Source organism: Candidatus Endoriftia persephonae (genome assembly GCF_023733635.1).
Lineage (GTDB): Bacteria > Pseudomonadota > Gammaproteobacteria > Chromatiales > Chromatiaceae > Endoriftia > Endoriftia persephonae.
Window position 1 is genome coordinate 543,996 of record NZ_CP090569.1, and the last position, 17,151, is coordinate 561,146.

General features: G+C 59.2%; 14 protein-coding genes. 7 read left to right on the forward strand and 7 right to left on the reverse strand.

Features of this window, described 5'->3' with window-relative positions; all coding sequences use genetic code 11:
• Nucleotides 1–29: 29 nt before the first annotated feature.
• Complete coding sequence (locus L0Y14_RS02635; RefSeq protein WP_006473629.1) at nucleotides 30–644, reverse strand: hypothetical protein; 615 nt, start codon at nucleotides 642–644, stop codon at nucleotides 30–32.
• Between the two features lie 229 nt (nucleotides 645–873).
• Between L0Y14_RS02635 and L0Y14_RS02640 the strand changes: the two genes are divergently transcribed.
• Nucleotides 874–2,148, forward strand: a complete 1,275-nt coding sequence (locus L0Y14_RS02640) for a cytochrome c family protein (protein ID WP_006473630.1) — start codon at nucleotides 874–876, stop codon at nucleotides 2,146–2,148.
• A gap of 90 nt (nucleotides 2,149–2,238) precedes the next feature.
• On the opposite strand, the gene L0Y14_RS02645 is transcribed toward L0Y14_RS02640, so the two are convergent.
• The 3 genes from L0Y14_RS02645 to L0Y14_RS02655 form a co-directional block, all read right to left on the reverse strand.
• Entirely contained in the window at nucleotides 2,239–3,594 is a 1,356-nt protein-coding gene (locus tag L0Y14_RS02645; protein ID WP_050798770.1) for an ArsB/NhaD family transporter, read from the reverse strand.
• A 12-nt stretch (nucleotides 3,595–3,606) separates the two neighbouring features.
• Nucleotides 3,607–5,598: an SLC13 family permease gene (locus tag L0Y14_RS02650; protein WP_006473632.1), complete on the reverse strand. Its 1,992-nt coding sequence runs from the start codon at nucleotides 5,596–5,598 to the stop codon at nucleotides 3,607–3,609.
• Nucleotides 5,599–5,680: 82 nt separating this feature from the next.
• Nucleotides 5,681–6,232 (reverse strand): hypothetical protein, encoded by a 552-nt coding sequence (locus tag L0Y14_RS02655; protein WP_006473633.1) that lies wholly within the window; start codon nucleotides 6,230–6,232, stop codon nucleotides 5,681–5,683.
• Between the two features lie 240 nt (nucleotides 6,233–6,472).
• Between L0Y14_RS02655 and L0Y14_RS02660 the strand changes: the two genes are divergently transcribed.
• Both L0Y14_RS02660 and L0Y14_RS02665 read left to right on the forward strand, forming a co-directional pair.
• Nucleotides 6,473–7,948: a sensor histidine kinase gene (locus tag L0Y14_RS02660; RefSeq protein WP_138921693.1), complete on the forward strand. Its 1,476-nt coding sequence runs from the start codon at nucleotides 6,473–6,475 to the stop codon at nucleotides 7,946–7,948.
• A complete protein-coding gene (locus L0Y14_RS02665; protein ID WP_005958935.1) occupies nucleotides 7,941–9,302 on the forward strand; it encodes a sigma-54-dependent transcriptional regulator in 1,362 nt (453 codons plus the stop codon). Before L0Y14_RS02660 ends, L0Y14_RS02665 begins: the two co-directional genes overlap by 8 nt.
• A 57-nt stretch (nucleotides 9,303–9,359) precedes the next feature.
• Here the strand turns inward: L0Y14_RS02665 and nadA are convergent, their stop codons facing one another.
• A complete protein-coding gene (gene nadA, locus L0Y14_RS02670) occupies nucleotides 9,360–10,436 on the reverse strand; it encodes a quinolinate synthase NadA (protein ID WP_305790616.1) in 1,077 nt (358 codons plus the stop codon).
• A gap of 20 nt (nucleotides 10,437–10,456) precedes the next feature.
• Nucleotides 10,457–11,137: an NUDIX hydrolase gene (locus L0Y14_RS02675; RefSeq protein WP_005958933.1), complete on the reverse strand. Its 681-nt coding sequence runs from the start codon at nucleotides 11,135–11,137 to the stop codon at nucleotides 10,457–10,459.
• 192 nt (nucleotides 11,138–11,329) lie between these two features.
• Between L0Y14_RS02675 and L0Y14_RS02680 the strand changes: the two genes are divergently transcribed.
• Together L0Y14_RS02680 and L0Y14_RS02685 are read left to right on the forward strand one after the other, a co-directional pair.
• Complete coding sequence (locus L0Y14_RS02680) at nucleotides 11,330–12,190, forward strand: HDOD domain-containing protein (protein WP_006473636.1); 861 nt, start codon at nucleotides 11,330–11,332, stop codon at nucleotides 12,188–12,190.
• 174 nt (nucleotides 12,191–12,364) lie between these two features.
• A complete protein-coding gene (locus tag L0Y14_RS02685; RefSeq protein ID WP_138921694.1) occupies nucleotides 12,365–13,546 on the forward strand; it encodes a GGDEF domain-containing protein in 1,182 nt (393 codons plus the stop codon).
• A gap of 79 nt (nucleotides 13,547–13,625) precedes the next feature.
• On the opposite strand, the gene L0Y14_RS02690 is transcribed toward L0Y14_RS02685, so the two are convergent.
• Complete coding sequence (locus L0Y14_RS02690; RefSeq protein WP_006473638.1) at nucleotides 13,626–15,161, reverse strand: dynamin family protein; 1,536 nt, start codon at nucleotides 15,159–15,161, stop codon at nucleotides 13,626–13,628.
• A gap of 323 nt (nucleotides 15,162–15,484) precedes the next feature.
• Between L0Y14_RS02690 and L0Y14_RS02695 the strand changes: the two genes are divergently transcribed.
• Nucleotides 15,485–15,880 carry a hypothetical protein gene (locus tag L0Y14_RS02695; RefSeq protein WP_006473640.1) on the forward strand — a complete coding sequence of 132 codons (396 nt, stop codon included), beginning with the start codon at nucleotides 15,485–15,487 and terminating at the stop codon, nucleotides 15,878–15,880.
• 142 nt (nucleotides 15,881–16,022) lie between these two features.
• On the forward strand, nucleotides 16,023–17,138 hold the full coding sequence (locus tag L0Y14_RS02700; RefSeq protein ID WP_006473641.1) for an efflux RND transporter periplasmic adaptor subunit: 1,116 nt from the start codon (nucleotides 16,023–16,025) through the stop codon (nucleotides 17,136–17,138).
• Nucleotides 17,139–17,151 lie beyond the last annotated feature (13 nt).

Below are 17,151 nucleotides of genomic sequence, written 5' to 3' on the forward strand. Positions count from 1 at the left end.
GAATAAGACGGGCTGAGCCCTCTGCCAGTTCACTCCTCCTGCTCTTTCTTCTCCGGCTCTTCGATCTGCAGGTGGCTGATATCGGGCAGCACTGGCGGCACCACGATCTCATTGAACTCATCCAGGTTGCCCTGCTGGGCTGGCGCAAGGCTCAGCTCATGGGTGTCGATCTCGACTGGCGGTGCGGCTTCGGTCTCATCGATGATGCTGCCCACCGCACCGAGTTGTAGGTGACTGGTGTCGGGGAGCGGCGCCGCTTCGCCCTGCAACGCGAACGCCTCCAGGCTGCCGCTGTTGGCTGGCGCCAGGGTCATGCCGGATGCGCTCTCTGCAGCCTGTTGCTTTGTGGCGGTTGCAGTGGGCGCCGGAGTGCGGTGCGGTGTGGCTGGCGGCGCATCGCCGGCCGGTTTCTGCGCCGGCTGGATATCGACCAGCGCGCCGGCTTCACGAAATGCGACCCGGTATTTGACCACGGTATCCATGTCGACCCCCCGCTTGACGGGAATCGGCTTGCCGGTAAACAGGCGGTCGAGCTTTTCGCCCTCGAGCTTGAAGATCTTGCCGATGTGGCGTTTCACCCGAGCTGGGTCCTGGCCGCTGATCATCTGGCCGGAGAAGAAAATGTCGTAGGTATCGAAGCTCATGGTATCTGATCCTCCCTGCGGGGATTGCCATGTCTTTTTCCATGCATATAGCACAGATGTTTTTATAGAGCTTGAGAGCGATTTTGGTGGAGTGTACCTGAGCCAGTCTACCTCGCAAGCGCAAAAGCATTGATGATTATCATCAGCTGGCCTGGTTCACACTTGTAGTATCCTCCCCCTCACACAACAACCCGGAAGAGAGAGCAGTATGATTCAACTCAGGAGATTAGTGACTATCGGTAGCTTGTTCGTGATGGGGGGCGCAGCGATCCCGACCCAAGCCGCTACCCTGGATGGCAAACAGGTGCCGCTAAATCAGCTGAGCGCCGAGAGCTGCAAGGATTGCCACAAGGCGATCTACAAGCAGTGGAAGGGCTCGATGCACGCTAACAGCACCGCATTAAAAGACCCGATTCACGGCGCTCTCTACCGAAAACTGATCGGCGACCCGAGCCAGCCGGGGCAGACCGATAAGAAGGGCAACTTTCCGGTCTGTCTCAACTGCCATGCACCCAACGCGGCCCGTGACACGAGCACCAAACTGGATGCCATGCCGGCCTACAACGAGGGGGTGAGCTGCGTCTCCTGCCACAGCTTTGTGCATAACAAAGGGGCTGGGTTTGTCGATGGCAAGCCGGTGCTGGGGCTGAAGGCCTATGAGGTGTCGGACCAGCTACAGGGGCCGATGGGCTTTGTGCATGAGCAGGGGGCTGCTGCGGATGCCCTGCGCAAGGCGCTGGATGATGAGGGTGAACTGAACCCCCATTTGGGGCGTGATAATCAGGGAAGGGCCTACCTGCCGGCGAAAGAGGTTGCGGAGCTCGATCTGCCGCTGCAAGGCAATACTAGTCTACAGACCTCCAATGCGTGTCTGGGCTGCCACGACAAGATGCAGAATGTGCATGGCGTGCCGCTCTGCGCCACCGGTGATGAGTACGACAAGAGCGCGACCCAGGAGAGCTGCCAGTCGTGCCACATGGCCTCGGTCAAGGGGGTGGCGGATCACAGCATGGGGGGTGGTCACAGCGTCGGTGTGTTGAAGCGCGCGGTAAAGTTGGACCTGCAGGTAGAGCCAGAGGCGGGTCAGCTTGCAGTGAAGGTCCAGCTGCATAACAAGAGCGCCCACAACGTGCCTACTGGTGCACCGTTTCGCAATATGTACCTGAAGCTGAGTGCATTTGATGTCAACGGCAAGCTACTGTGGCAGAACTTTCAGAAACATCCGATGAAGGAGGACCCGCAGGCCTTTTTCGTTTACGCACTGGCGGATAAGGAGGGCAAACCGGCAATGCCACCGATGGCCACTCAGGTGGTGAAGAACACCCGCCTGCAGCCCTATGAACGGCGGGCCCTGGAGTATCGGATTACGGCTGATAACGTAAAAAGCGTGCGCGCCGAGCTCTACTTCAACCTGCTCTCACCGGGCATGGTGAAGAAGATGAAGGCGCTGCCGGATGCGCTGAAGGCGCCGAAGCGCATTGGTTGGAGTGAAGTCCAGCTCTAAGAGAGGGGCCAAGCCGGAGTTGGTTTTGACTCCGGCTTGGCCGATAGAATGGACCGCTATTTCACGAAGATGGCTGGCTAAAATGCCAGATCAGTGAAGTGGGGTGCTGAAGAAATCAAAGAAAATCCACATGATGATGGATGATGCAATCAAGGTAAGCAGCATCGCGGGTGTGCCTTTGCGAAACCAAAGCCCAGGGGTGATGCGCAGGCTGTCATCCCCCGTCTCTTTCGCAAGACGTTCAGAAATGGTCACGATAAAGACATTGGCGGTGGAGCCCAGATGGGTGCCATTACCGCCCATGCCGACGCCAACGGCCAGAGACCACCACAGGGGCGCAACATTGATGCCCTGGGATTCCATGCCGAGAAGGATCGGAATCATGGCGGCGGTAAACGGGATGTTATCGATCATTGCAGAAAGGATGGCCGCAGCCCACATCAGCATAATGGATGCCAGCAACAGGTCCGACTCAACAAATGGACGGATAAACTGCCCCAGATACTCAAGAAAGTGGCTGTTTTCTACGCCACCCACCAGCACGAACAGGGAGGCAAAGAACATCAACAGACTCATCTCCACATCCTGAAGCGAGCTATCCATATCGACCTTTCTGCCAATGAACAACAGGACGGTCAGACCTAAAACAGCTACCACCCAGGGTTCCCAATGCAGCGCGTGGTGGACGATAAATAGGACAACCATTACCGCAAGTACGCCCAAGGCGGCGTACCAGGTCTGAGGGTCTGCCAATTCTTCCAGCTTGGAAAAGTCAGGCCGGGTGGTTTCTGCTTTGAGTTCTTTCGCAAACAGCCATTTCTGCGCCACCAAAATGGTCAGCCAGGCCACAAGAACTAGCCCGCCCATGTGAATAAAAAAAGTATTGAAGTCGATATGGGCGGCTGAGCCGATCATCAGGTTAGGTGGGTCGCCGACTAGTGTGGCAACACCGCCAGTGTCTGACAGCAGCGCGGCTGCCAGCAGATAGGGCACCGGACTCACCTTGAGCGCTTGGCTGATCAGTATGATCAGCGGGCCGAAGATGACCACCGTAGTGACATTGTCCAGCAACAGGGAGATGACGGTAACCGCTGTTCCCAGCAACGCCAGTAAGAGAAACTGACGCCCCTTGCTGATATCAGCAATACGATAGGCGAGTGCTTGGAAGCCACCCGTTGGGATCATGATCGACACGATGGTCATCATTGCCCCAAGCAAAAACACCACATTCCAGTCGATAGCATGCAGCGCTCTCTCAGGGTCGTAAAAACCCATGAGCTGACCTGCTAAAACCATTAATGCAGCACCGCCCATGGCAAACTTGGTGCGGTGAAAGCCGTGCACGCCCTCGGTGAAGATGCCGACAAAAGTTGCGGCGAGTATGGCCCCTGAAATAGCCATCTGGTTATTCCAGATTAGGGCCTCCGTAAGAATATGAGATTCCATTATCAAGCTGCCTTAGAAAACAAGGTTCATCATTACCATCATCACCACCAGAAACAGCACCGTCATGATGCCGCCGGCCTTCATGAAGTCGGGCACCCGGTAGCCACCCGGCCCCATAATCAAGGCGTTGACCTGGTGGGTGGGGATGAGGAAGGAGTTTGAGGTAGCGATCGCCACGGTCAAGGCAAATACCGCGGGGTTGGCACCGGCGCCAATGGCGATGTTGACCGCCAGCGGCACCAGCAGCACGGTGGCGCCGACGTTGGACATCACCAGGGTGAAGAAGGTGGCGAGTGCTGCCACCGAGCCCTGGATCACCCAGATCGGCATGTCGCCCACCACTGAGAGCACCTGATCGGCGATCCATTTGGCGGTGCCGGAGGTCTCCACCGCCAGGCCTAGGGGGATCAGTGAAGCGAGCAGGAATACGGTCTTCCAGCTCACTGCCTCATAGGCTTCCTCGATCTTCAGCACGCCGGAGAGCACCATCCCCATGGCGCCGGTGAGCAGGGCCACCGAGAGGCGGATGTCGGTGAACAGCACCATGAACAGGGCGATGCCGAAGAAGATGCCAGCTGCCCCGACCTTGTTTGGACGCAGCTCCTCATGCGGGAATTCGGTGGTCACCACCACAAAGTTGCGGTCTTTTTCGATGCGGGCCAGGACATCCCAGGGGGTGTGTACTACCAGGGTGTCGCCAGCCTGAAAGGGCGTGTTGCGGATGTCTTCGCCCTCGCGCATCGTCTCGCCGTTGCGGTGCAGAGCAATCATGGCCAGGCCGTAGGTTTTGCGCAGCCAGACGTCGCGGGCGCTTTTGCCGACCAGGTTGGAGCCCGGCGGGATGACTACCTCAGCGATACCGGCCTTGGTGGCGGCCAGCGACTCGGCGAAGGTGCGCAGCTCGCTGCGCTGCTTCAGGCCATACTTCTCGGCAAAGTGGGCCAGGGCCTGTGGGTCGGCCACTACGCCCAGCACCATGCCGGCGACAAATTCGGTGTCACGGGCCAGGGTGCCGGCGCCGATGCGGCTCTCCTCGCCGGAGCGTTTGCTGGCGATGACGCGCACCCGATAGGCGGTCTCTACATCATCCAGTTTGTGGCCGATCAGACTGCTGTTATTGGTCACCACCACTTCGGAGAGGGCGAAGTCCACGCCATATATCTCCTGGAAATACTGCATTGGATCGGAGCCGCTGGTGCTGCTCTCGTTATCGCTCTTGGTTGTAGGCAGAACGAATCGGCCGGCCAGGACAAAGTAAAGAATGCCGGTGGCCACCAGCACCAGGCCGACAGGGGTCACCGAGAACAGGCCCCAAGTCTCCATCTGCTGCTCCGCGGGCAGAGCCTGGTTAGAGGTGAGAATCAGGTCGTTGAGCAGGATCAGCGGGCTGGAACCGACCATGGTCACGGTGCCGCCGAGGATTGCGCAGAAGCCCATTGGCATCAGCAGGCGTGACATTGGCAGGCCGGAGCGGGCCGAGATGCGCGCTACCACCGGCAGGAACAGCGCTGCGGCGCCGACATTCTGCATGAACGAGGAGATGATGCCGACGGTGGCGGAGATGATCGGGATGATGCGCGTCTCGGTGGTGCCGCCGACATTTAGGATGAAGGCTGCCACCTTGCTCATGATGCCGGTCTTGTCGAGACCGGCGCCGATGATCATCACCGCGATGATCGAGATCACTGCGTTGGAGGAGAAGCCGTCGAACAGATGCTTGGTATCCACCAGTCCCTGATCCAGTCCCATGTAGGGCGCCAGCAAACTGGTTAGTCCGAGCAGCACCATCACGGTGATTGCTGCCACATCGACGCCTACCACCTCGAAGGCGAACAGGTAGATGGTCAGCATCAGGATCGCGCCGACCCAGGCGATCTCGACGCTCGGCACCGCCCAGGCGAGTAGCAGGGCGCCGGCCAGGAAGATGGCGGCGGCTATGATCTGTTTTGGCGACAGAATGCCGGGGGCGGCAATCGTCTGTTCTTCATCTGCAAGTTTGTTCATCTCTCTCCTCTTGATATGGAGCAAATAGTGTTGTTGTCTGGATTATCTGCCCGGCACCGGTCGGCCGGGTCGATGGTGAAATTTAGGCGGCGGAGCGCTGATAGCTCACTTCTGGTCTGCGGTCTTCGATCAGTACCAGCGGCACCGGGATCTGCCCGCCGTGATGCGGGATCACCTCTTCAACCAGTACTCGGACGCTGGTGTCGTCAGGTATTCCCACCAGGAACAGCAGTGAAGGGTGATTGCAGATATATTCGAGGATTCCGGTGGTGACGTCGGAACCGAGCGGGAGGGTGCGGCTGATAACGCCAGCTTGGCGCAGCTGCTCTTCCAGCTCGTTGATGCGGCTCTGTTCGATCTCTCCATGCAGCAGCAGATCGATCTGCGCTCCTTGCTGCAGGCAGGTATCGATTGCGTAGTCGAGCGGCGCGCCAGCGCCACGGCCATCACTGATCAGGGCAACACGCTTTGGCTGAGCGCTGCTCGTCACCACCACCGGACGCTCTGCTTGTCGGGGACTGGCGTCACTACCGCCTAGCGCTGAGAGCTTTTCGCGCATCGGCAGGTAGTCACCGGCGTGCTGCAGCGCTAGGGCGGAAAGAATACGCTTCAGTTCGGTGTTAAGTCGCTTCATGGTTGTCTCCCGTGTAAGTCAATTGTTGCTGATATAGCAACAGCCATGCCAGTTTTTTTGTCGGCAAGTGGTTGTTTCTTTAATGCATTTTCTGACTGCTGCGAGGCTTACTGTTGCTTGTTGCAACGCCTGTTTTGGTGGTTCCGTGAATATGTGGGAAATGCAGGGGATTCAGGAAGCTGATAGAGTTGTTGCAATATGTAACGCGGGGTTGTGTTTTGTGACAGCGGTTGGGCAAAGATGAGCAGTCTGCAGGGCAAGATCAGAGGCGCCTACATCGCCCTGGTGATGAGTACAGTGGTGCTCGCTATCATTGCCTTCTCCGATCTGCTGTTTCTGCAGCGGCAGGTGACAGAGGGTGAGATAGTCACGGCGCTCAACGATGCGATTCTTGAGATGCGCCGTGAAGAGAAGAATCTGTTCCTCTATGCCGGTGAACGGGCGCTGGCCGATACCGACCGTCAGGCGCTGCGTGCGCAGCAGATCCTGCAGCGTGAGGGGGCTGCGTTGCGTGAGAGCATTGGCCAGGATGAGCAGGCGCAGATGCGCCAGGCGTTACAGGTCTATCGTGAGCATCTGCGTCAGTGGCAGTCGGTAGCGGCTGAGCGGCGGGATGCGCTACATCAGGATCTGCGTCGCCTCGGCCGTCAGCTCTATCTGGTGGTCGAGTCTGCTTCCACGCGCGAGCGGCACCTGCTGACGGCGGTAATTCAGGAGTCGCAATGGTTTCTTTTCATCTTTCTGGTGTTGATCGGCCTGTCGATATTTATTGTCGGACGCAAGCTCAGGCGTGCCGTGGTCAACCCGCTTCGGCAGCTGGAGTCGGGGTTGGCATTGATCGCTGAGGGGCGTTTCGATCGGCTCGACACCCCCTCCGGCGACCGCGAGTTCATTGCTTTCACTGAGGCATTCAACCGCATGCTCAAAGAGCTGGAGGTCCGCCGCCGACGTCTGCTGCAGTCGGAGAAGCTCGCCTCCCTGGGGGTTCTCTCCGCCGGTATCGCCCATGAGTTGAACAACCCGCTCTCCAATATCTCCTCCTCCTGCCAGCTGCTGATGGAGGAGTTGGAGGAGGCGGAGCCTGCACAGCTTCAGGGATGGTTGCGCCAGATCGACAGTGAAACCGAGCGCGGTCGAAAAATTGTGCGCAGCATGCTCGACTTTGGTGATCAGCGGCTGTTCCGCAAGCAGCGGCTGAAGTTGCTCGATCTGATCGAGGAGACTCGCATCATCATCGACAACATGCTGCGTCAGCATTGCGCCCATCTCAGCGTCAATGTCCCCGCCGAGCTCACCCTGGAGGCCGACAAACAGCGCCTGCAGCAGCTCTTCATCAATCTGATCCAGAATGCCTTGCATGCCACCGGAGAGGGGGCCCGACTGCGCATCAGCGCAGTGCTCTGCGAGCGTGGTGTGGCGATGATCCCGGTGGGGGCGGAGGTGGCCGGCAACCTAAAGTGCATCACCAATGAGCAGGGGCGCTTTGTCGAGATCCTGGTGGCTGATGATGGTCCTGGGATACCGGCCGAGCACCTTGGGCGGGTCCTTGACCCCTTCTTTACAACCGGTGAGCCAGGGCAGGGTGTCGGCCTTGGATTGTTCATCGTGCAGGAGATTGTACGTGAGCACGATGGCTGTCTTGCCATCACCTCCCGTGAGGGGGAAGGGACACAGGTGATCCTGCTACTGCCGGGGGAGGTATCGGCCGATGAGTGAGGCGGCGCGTATCCTGATCGTCGATGATGAGGTGGCGGCGGTGGAGAATTTGGCCCATGTCTGTCGTAAGGCGGGACACGAGGTGACCACACGTACCAGCAGCAGTGCCGCGTTTGAGCTGCTGGAGAGCCAAGAGTTCGATCTGGTGCTGAGCGATCTGCGTATGGAACGGGTCGATGGCATGGCGATCCTGCGGCGAGTCAAAGAGTTACAGCCGGAAACGGCGGTGGTATTGATTACTGGTTATGCCACGCTCGATTCGGCGGTGGCAGCGATGAAGGCGGGGGCCTTCCACTACATTGCCAAGCCATTTCGCTTGGACGAGGTGCGCGAGGTGGTGCGTACTGCCCTGGAGCTGGTGCGGCTGAAACGTGAGAACCGCCAGCTCAAGAGGCAGTTAAACCAAGAGCAGGCTGGTCCCACCATTATTACCCAGGATGCCGGTATGCTGCGCCTGCTGGATACTGCCCGGCAGGTTGCTGCCACCGATACCACGGTGCTAATCGGGGGGGAGAGCGGTACCGGTAAGGAGTTGCTGGCGCGCTATATCCATGGCCACAGTGGGCGGCGTGAAGGCTGTTTTCAGGCGCTCAACTGCGGTGCTTTGCAGGAGGAGCTGCTGGCCAATGAGCTGTTCGGTCACGAAAAGGGCGCCTATACCGGGGCCAGTGAGGCGCGTCCGGGACTGATTGAGAGTGCCCAGGGTGGTACCTTGTTTCTCGATGAGATCGCCGAGATGTCATCGGCGATGCAGATCAAACTGCTGCGGGTGATCCAGGAACGGGAGCTGGTACGGCTGGGGGCGAGCCACCCGATTGCGGTGGACATCCGGCTGATCGCTGCCAGTCACCGGGATCTGCGAGCTGAGGTTGCCGCTGGACGGTTTCGTCAGGATCTCTACTACCGGCTCGACGTAGTTGGCCTGCAGTTGCCGCCGCTGGCACAGCGCCGTGACGATATCCCGCTGCTGGCCTTCTACTTTCTACGCAAATATGTAGCGCGCATGGGGCGCCATGTGGAAGAGATCGAACCGGCGGCGATGGCTGCGTTGCAGGCCTACGACTATCCGGGCAACATCCGTGAACTGGAGAACATCATCGAGCGCGGTGTGGCGTTGGCACACGGCAGTGAACTAACCGACGCCAGCCTGCCGCCGAGCCTCACCGAGCGGACGATGCAGGTGGTGCGGGAAGAGGCCGGGCGTCTACCCACTCTGGCGGAGCGCGAGACCGACTACATTCGTTATGTGCTGGAACGCAGCGGTGGAAACCGTACCCGTGCGGCACAGATCCTCGGTATCGACCGGGTCTCGCTGTGGCGCAAGCTGAAGAAGTACGGCATGGATGAGGGCTGATACACCCTTTCGCCGTCGCGGCTGTCGCCCCATCACTGCTGGAGTGATGGGGGGCGATCAGGCGTTGCCCTTGTTTTGCATACCGATGCCGTGGGTTTTGGCGAAGTCGAGCATACGCTGGATCGGTTTCACCGCCCGCTCCCGTACGGCCGGATCGATCTCAATGGCGTTCTCACCACTGCGCAACACCTGCGCTAGATTCTGCAGTGAGTTCATCCCCATCCAGGGACAGTGGGCGCAACTGACACAGGTCGCGCCCTCGCCGGCGGTGGGGGCCTCGATCAGTACCTTGTCCGGCGCCATCTGCTGCATCTTGTAGAAGATGCCGCCGTCGGTAGCGACGATGAACTCCCTGTTCTTCATCTCTTTGACCGCCTTGATCAGCGCGGTAGTAGAGCCGATCACATCGGCTTGATCGACGATGTTCTGCGGTGACTCCGGGTGTACCAGTACCGCTGCATTGGGGTGCAGGCGGCGGGTTCGTTCTAGCGCCACCGATTTGAACTCCTCGTGGACCACACAGGAGCCAGGCCAGAAGATCATCTCCGCACCGCTGATATGCTGCACATAGTGGCCCAGGTGGCGGTCTGGCGCCCACAGAATCTTTTCGCCACGCTCGGCCAGATGCTGCACGATGGGCAGGGCGATGCCGGAGGTGACCACCCAGTCGGAGCGCGCCTTTACCTCGACACTGGTGTTGGCATAGACCACTACGGTGTGGTCAGGGTACTGGTCGCAGAAAGCGCTGAACTGATCCGCCGGACAGCCCTCGTCGAGGGAGCAGGTGGCCGCCAGGTCGGGCATGATGACCTGCTTCTCCGGGTTGAGGATCTTCGAGGTCTCGCCCATGAATCGCACTCCGCAGACCACCAGGGTTTCGGCCTCCTGCTCGGCGCCGAAGCGGGCCATCTCCAGGGAGTCGGCGACACAGCCGCCAGTCTCCTCGGCCAGCGCCTGCAGATCGGCGTCGGTGTAGTAGTGGGCGACTAGTACCGCGTTGCGCTGTTTCAAAAGCGTCTTGATCTCTGTCTTGAGTGCCTCTTTCTCCGCAGTCGATAGCGCGGGCCACTGGGGATGGTCGGGGACCTTGATGGTGGGCAGGTCGACAGTGATGGATGGGGCGTTGGCGCTCATGTCAGGTCTCGGTGTTGGGTTCATTTGATGATCTCTACCCGCTTCGGGTTTTTTACCCGATAGACGCGGGCGGGGCGATGGTTGCCGGTGCGATGTTGCTCGCCGGTCTCCTCGATCTGGCCGAGGGCGAGCATGCGCTTGCGGAAGTTGCGTTTGTCCAGTCGGGTGCCGAGCAGGATCTCGTAGACCGATTGCAGCTGACTCAGGGTGAACTGCGCCTCCATGAACTGAAAGGCAATGGTGGAGTAGTCGAGCTTGGCGATCAGCCGCTGCTGGGCCAGGGCGATGATCTCTGCATGGTCGAAGGCCAGCGCTGGCAGGGTGTTGAGCGGGAACCAGTCGGTCGCTTTGGCATCGCTGGCGGCCTTGGGTGTGAGCCGGTCGGAGGGGGTCAGGGCATAGTAGGTGACGCTGATCACCCGTTCGCGCGGGTCCCGATCGGGCCTGCCGAAGGTGTAGAGCTGCTCCAGATAGATGCCACTGATGCCTGTCTCCTCCTCCAGTTCCCGCTTGGCGCAGTGCTCAAGATCTTCGTCGATCTCAAGAAAGCCGCCGGGCAGCGCCCACATGCCACTGTAGGGCGCATTGGCACGCTGGATCAGCAGTAGCTGCAGTTCCCCTTCGCGGATAGTGAACAGCACCACGTCGGTGGTGACTGCCGGGTGGGGGTGGCGGTAAGTGTAGGGTGCATTCTGGTACATGGGTCGGAGTGGGCGGTGTCTGGTGTGGCGCTATTTAGTGTGAAGTGTACACCAAGATAGTGTCATCAATACACCTGTCGGGATCGGGTATGAACTGGAGGGGTAAATAAGCGAATGTGGACGGGGTGCGGGTTAAAGGAACGGTTTGCCAGGCCGATCTTTATGGATGTCAAGATGAGTAGGGGAGTCTGGATGTCTGCACAGCTGATGGCGAAAGAGAGGGTGTTGCGGGTCAAGCATCTGCCGCCACTGTCGGCAACGGCGTCGCAGCTGCTGGAGCTGTTGCCGCGGGAGGATGTGGAGCTCAAGGAGCTGGCTGAGGTGATTGGGCAGGATCCGGGGTTGACCGGGCGTCTGCTGGGGCTCGCCAACTCGGCCTATTTTGCACTACCCAGCCCGGTGCTGACGGTGGAGGCGGCGATCATTCGGGTGCTGGGGCTGAAGATGGTGAAGAGCCTGGCGTTCAGTATCGTGCTGGCCGGCGCCTTCGATACCCATCAGTGTCCGGCTTTTCTGCTCGATCGTTACTGGTACAAATCACTGGCCACCGCTTTTTTGGCGCGTCGCCTGAGTGAGCTTGATAGCGGTGATGAGGTGACAGACCCGGATCGGGCCTACCTCTGTGGCCTGCTGTTGGATCTGGGGCAGTTGCTGCTGGCGCATGAGTTTCCACACGTCTATTCGCAGGTATTGAGTGAGGTGGAGCGGCGGCCGGAGCTCGATTCTGCACAGCTGGAGCGGCAGTCGTTGGGGATTACGGCACAGGATGCCGGCGTTTGGCTGGCTGACCGCTGGCACCTTCCAGCGGAGGTGGTGGCGGTTCTCGCCGGCTGTTCTGGTGTTAAGGAGGGGAGGCGCGTACCGGCAGAGACTCCCCTGGTGATGGCGGCTGAGGCCTTGGTGCTGATCTCAATGCGTGGTGAATCCTTTGCCAAGTTGGGCGACGGCCGGCCGTCTGGTTTGCCGGCAACAGAGCAACTGCAGCGGATGGATGAAGAGTTTGTGCAACAGCAGGATGCGATACAAGCGCTAGCGGGTCTGCTGGTGAGTTAGGGTGCCTCTGAATGAAGCTGGGTGAGCAGAATTGTGAGGCTGAATTTTCCGCTGCAAGGCGGAAATTGCAGGTAATAGCCGGACTATTGCCAAGATTTTCAACGCAGCAGCGGGAAATTTGGACCGCAAGGCTGCCATCCATGATTCATTCAGGGGCTCCTTAGAGGTAGTGTGGTGGATTTCTCCTTCAGTCAGGTATCAATGGATCTTCGCGAGCGGTTCTTCAACCTGCTCGATTCGCTATCGGCATTGCGTGCCCTATCGCGGATCGATATGGCGCGGCTGACCGAAGAGGAGCTGGTCGAGCAGGCGCTTGAACAGCTGGTGCGTTACCAGAACCTGGAAAGTTGCTCGGTGTTTTTCCTGGAACAGGGCGAGCTGCGCTGTGTTGCGGGAACCAGCATGTCGGAAATTCATACCAGGAGGGCCGGGATCCAGATGCATGTCAGTCGCGGCTCGTCACAGATGCATTTCGGGCTGGGGGAGGGGATCATCGGCATCGCAGCCCAGACCGGGGACCTGCAATATTGCAACGATTGTCAGCAGAGCCCTGCCTACAAACCCTTTCCCGATGAAGAGGTAGGGCGGCCGGGGTCACTGGTCTGTGTGCCGATCAAGATGGGGGATCGGACTCTCGGTGTACTCAACGCCTCCCATCCGATGAACGATTATTTTGAGCCCTGGCAGCAACACACCATCAGCCTCTTCTGCAGCATGCTGGGACAGATGTTGCACAATCATCGGCTGCTGCATGACCTGGAGTATGTCGTGGATCAGCGCACCGTGGAGTTGCGTGCGGCGCTGCGGGAGGCGGAGCAGCTGCGACAACGCTATGAGCGGCTCGCTGCCATCGATGGGCTGACTGGCCTGCACAATCGGCGCTTCTTTTTCGATGAGGCGGGTAGGATGCTGGCCCAGGTGCTGCGCCACGATTTCGCCTGCAGTCTGCTGCTGCTCGATGTGGACTACTTCAAGCGGGTCAATGAAGAGTGGGGTTTTGCGGTGGGGGATCGCCTGCTCTGCCGTATCGCGGAGATCCTCAAGGCAGAGGCGCGTGGCGGTGATCTGGTGGCGCGGATTGGGGGAGAGGAGTTTGTGGTGCTGATGCCAGATTCCCAGTTGGAGGGTGCGCATCTGCTGGCACAGCGGATCCAGGAGCGTTTTGCGCTGATCGATCTTGGTGTGGAGATTGGCCGGCCCAACCTCAGCCTGAGTGTAGGGGTATCGATGTTGGATCGGCAGAAGAGCCGGCTGCGCTCACCGGCTGAATTGGTGGAACAGCTCTACACAGAGGCAAACCAGGCGCTCTACCAGTGCAAAAGCGAAGGTTGCAACTACAAGGCCTACTCTCTGTAACGCTCAGCAGGCGTAATCAGTTACTTGTGTCTCCGGCCGCGGCAGTGTCGGTTTGGAGGCACTGCCGCGGCTATTTTCTCTATGCGTTCTGCTCCTGAGCGGTCGCTATCTCCTCTGCTGGAGCAGTATCAGTGGAATCCTCCGGTGCTGCAGAATGGTGTGCGGTCTTCAGGCTGTTACCCGACGGATTGGTGAAGCGGTCGTTGAGGGTCTGCACATAGTTGTCAGTCGACTTGATCACCTCGGTCAGGCGGGCACGTGTGCGACGTCCCCAGCCTGCGGGAGCGCGCATGAGCATACTGCGCCAGGGTTTGGTGCTGCGCAGGAAGCTGCCGAGCGGGTTGCACAGCAGGCCGGCCGCTTCGCTCTGTTTGTGCAGGCTGGCAATCAGGCTCTTTGCTGCCAGTGAGCGGACACTGAAGTGGATCGCGCCGAACACCAGCAGCAGCGGGATCAGTAGCAGCCATGGGTTGAAGATCGGGTTGCCTGCCGCGTCGAGCAGCCAGGGCGGGGTGAAGCTGAAACCTTTCCAGTAATTGGCCTTGATGCTGAAGAAGAGCAGCAGTGCGAGCAGGCCTCCGATCAGCACGCCATCCCCCCAGAAGACTCGTTTGCGCCACCTCTTCAGGGTCTTGGCGACCAGCGGGATGCTGCGCTCCTCGATGTCGCGCGCGGTCTTTTCGAGGGCGCCGACGATGCGATAGGCGCGCTCGATCTCGACCTCCTCCATGCGGCCGTGGATATCTTTCAGGTCCTGGTCGCGTTTCTGCTCGTAACGTTCTCGCAGGGCAGTATCTTCGATCGGTATCGCCGCCTCTGGACTGTAGATGGTGTAGAAGCGTCCTGCGGTGAGGCCGCGCTCACCCAGGGCGCGTTGCCAGGCAGCGATTACGTCTTCCGGATTGTTCTCGCGGGCGGTGGTGTCGATCTGGTTGAGAATGTAGAGGAACTTGCCGGAGTCGGGGCGGTTGATAGTGTCGTCGATCAGGTGGTCGAGGGTGTCGCGCATGGCGCCCGGTTCCGGGTGACGCGCATCGAAGAAGACCAACACCAGATCCGACAGGCCGATGATATGGTCGGTGATGCGCAGGGTGGCGGTGCGTTGCGCATCGGCGTCAAAGCCGGGAGAGTCGATGACGATTTTGCCGCGCAGCTTGTCGCTGGGGCAGGTCTTGAGCTGCAGGTAGGCGTCGATGCGGGCGCCCTCGCCGGTGGCCACCTTCTCGATCTCATCGGACATCTGATAGAAGGGGAAGCGCGGGTCGGAGTCGAGCGCGACACCGGGCAGGGCGTGGCCGGTCTCCTCCCGGCTGTAGCAGATCACGGTGAATTTGTCGTCCACCGCCTGGTTGCCGGAGCGCTGGATCTTGTGGCCGATGTAGTGGTTGATGAAGGTCGATTTGCCCGCCGAAAAGGTGCCGAGAATCGAGATCAGCGGCCACCAGGGGATCTGCATGGAATAGGAGTTGTCGCCTTCGAGTAGGCCGAGTTTAAAGCCGATCTCGTCCAGGGTGCGGAAACTTTTGACCGTCTCCAGCAGGACGGGATTCTCCTGTTCAAGGTGGGTTTCCAGGTGTTGCAGGCGCGATTCGATAATCTTTCCGGCGGGGTGCATAGGGTGCTTTCTCCTCAACAAGGCCGATGATGTCGGGTGGTTGTTCGACGTTCCCTTAAAATTAGCGATTTCCACATACTAGCGCGAGCCAGATTTAGGTTACAGGGATAATTTGTCTCTGTGGATTGCATGCCAAGTTACAAGTCAAAGGGCGCGCGCGAAAAAAGTCGTATTTGTGCAGATGCTTAAATAGCCTTTATATCAGGGTGTCGGGCTGTCTGTTTTGTTGCATTGGTAATCGGCATCGGGGATACTTTCACGCCAAAATCACTCCAGTTCCTCTACTGTTTGCTGGAAAGCGCCTTGGATTTTGTGGAGATGGTATGGCTGATCTTTTTTCCGATGCATGGATGAAGGGTTTCATGGAGCACTGGAATGCCGAGCCAGAACTCTCCGACGCACTGGCCCAAATCGGTTTCAATAGTGTCATCGGCTATGGTTTTGTTGGCGATGCCCAGCCGCGTGGTGTGCTGGTTGTGGATAATGGCAAGGCGACCTCTGCTGGGGAGTATGAGGGAGAGGCACTCAACTGGGACATCCGGGCTTCGGAAGCACAGTGGAAAAAGTGGTTGGCAAAGCCACCGGGCATGATGGGATTGGGCGTTGCTTTTACCTCTCGCAAGATGCGTTTTGAAGTGGGTGATTACGCCTCGATGCTCAAGGACCCACGCATGGCTGGTCCCTTCATCAAGAGTTTTTCGGTAATGGGGCGTGTCTGATAGCCTCTCCTCAGGCGGATCGCTGGCTCACTGCTGAGCCGAGGATTTGGCAGATTTCTCATAAAGATTCGGATATTTATACTCATCTAGGTTGCGCAGGATTATGGGTGACAGAATAAAAACGTTGGTTATTACTCTTAGCATGGCCTTGGCTGCGGCATCGGCAAGCACGCAGGCTCAGGAGTATGACGCCAGCAGCGGTGATCGCTTCGTGGTGCAGCAGGCGCAGGGCGTAACCCAGGTTTCTTTGGGCGGCACGGTGGTGCCCTATAAGGAGGTGACTCTGTCGGCGCAACTGCCTGGTCGGGTCAAATACCTGGCCGGTATCGAGGGCGATGCCTTCAAGTCGGATGATCTGCTGGTCGAACTGGATGACAGTGAGCTCTCGGCGAAGCGCCAGGCGGCACTGGCGCAATTGGCCAACGCCGATGCTCAGCTGCGTAATGCCGGGGTGCAATACTCCCGAGAACTTTGGTCGCCGAAGTCAAAAAATTCTCCTGGTGGCATGGGGGTGCCGAATCTGTTTGATCAGATGTTCACCCGTCAGATGGAGGATGTGATTGGCGAGCGTGATCGTGATGCAGAGCGCGGCGCCGATCTCTATGCCTCGCAGACCCGTATCCAGCAGGCGCAGAACACCATCCTGCGGGTCCAGTCAGAGATCCGGGCGATCGATGCCAAGCTGCGTGACGCCAAGAGTGTTGCGCCATTTGCTGGCGTTATCATGAAGAAGTTTATCGAGGTGGGTGACACGGTGCAGCCGGGGCAGCCGCTCCTCAAGTACGCAGATGTGGAGTACCTGCAGATCGTTGTGGAGGTGCCCGGACGGCTGCGTCCCGGTCTTAGCGAAGGTATGATGCTGCGTGCCGAGCTGGATGTCGGCTCCCAGGAGATTCCGGTGAGGGTGGCGCAGATCTTCCCCATGGCCGACGCCCAGCGCCACACCGTCACCATCAAGTTTGACCTCCCGCAAGGGGTCTCGGCACCCGGCATGTACGCCAAGGTGCAGGTGCCGGACTTCAACGCGCCGACCCGCAGCAATCCGGTTATCCCCTCCAGCGCCATCCGCTACAACGGTAGCCTGCCCGGGGTCTACGTCATCGGCGAGGATGACAAGCCGATGTTGCGCCTGATCCGTGTCGGTGAGGAGCTGCCTGGTGGTTACACCATGGTGCTTTCCGGTCTGCGGGCGGGCGAGCAGGTGCTGCGTAACCCCGGTGTCGGTGTTAGTGCCGGCTGGACCCAGCCACAGCGCTAGTTAGCAGCTATCC

Coding starts and splice junctions, on each gene's coding strand:
- L0Y14_RS02645 (WP_050798770.1), bottom strand. CDS start 3,594: ATGGAATCTCATATTCTTACGGAGGCCCTAATCTGGAATAACCAGATG.
- L0Y14_RS02680 (WP_006473636.1), top strand. CDS start 11,330: ATGTCTGCACAGCTGATGGCGAAAGAGAGGGTGTTGCGGGTCAAGCAT.
- nadA (WP_305790616.1), bottom strand. CDS start 10,436: ATGAGCGCCAACGCCCCATCCATCACTGTCGACCTGCCCACCATCAAG.
- L0Y14_RS02655 (WP_006473633.1), bottom strand. CDS start 6,232: ATGAAGCGACTTAACACCGAACTGAAGCGTATTCTTTCCGCCCTAGCG.
- L0Y14_RS02635 (WP_006473629.1), bottom strand. CDS start 644: ATGAGCTTCGATACCTACGACATTTTCTTCTCCGGCCAGATGATCAGC.
- L0Y14_RS02660 (WP_138921693.1), top strand. CDS start 6,473: ATGAGCAGTCTGCAGGGCAAGATCAGAGGCGCCTACATCGCCCTGGTG.
- L0Y14_RS02665 (WP_005958935.1), top strand. CDS start 7,941: ATGAGTGAGGCGGCGCGTATCCTGATCGTCGATGATGAGGTGGCGGCG.
- L0Y14_RS02695 (WP_006473640.1), top strand. CDS start 15,485: ATGGCTGATCTTTTTTCCGATGCATGGATGAAGGGTTTCATGGAGCAC.
- L0Y14_RS02650 (WP_006473632.1), bottom strand. CDS start 5,598: ATGAACAAACTTGCAGATGAAGAACAGACGATTGCCGCCCCCGGCATT.
- L0Y14_RS02690 (WP_006473638.1), bottom strand. CDS start 15,161: ATGCACCCCGCCGGAAAGATTATCGAATCGCGCCTGCAACACCTGGAA.
- L0Y14_RS02700 (WP_006473641.1), top strand. CDS start 16,023: ATGGCCTTGGCTGCGGCATCGGCAAGCACGCAGGCTCAGGAGTATGAC.
- L0Y14_RS02675 (WP_005958933.1), bottom strand. CDS start 11,137: ATGTACCAGAATGCACCCTACACTTACCGCCACCCCCACCCGGCAGTC.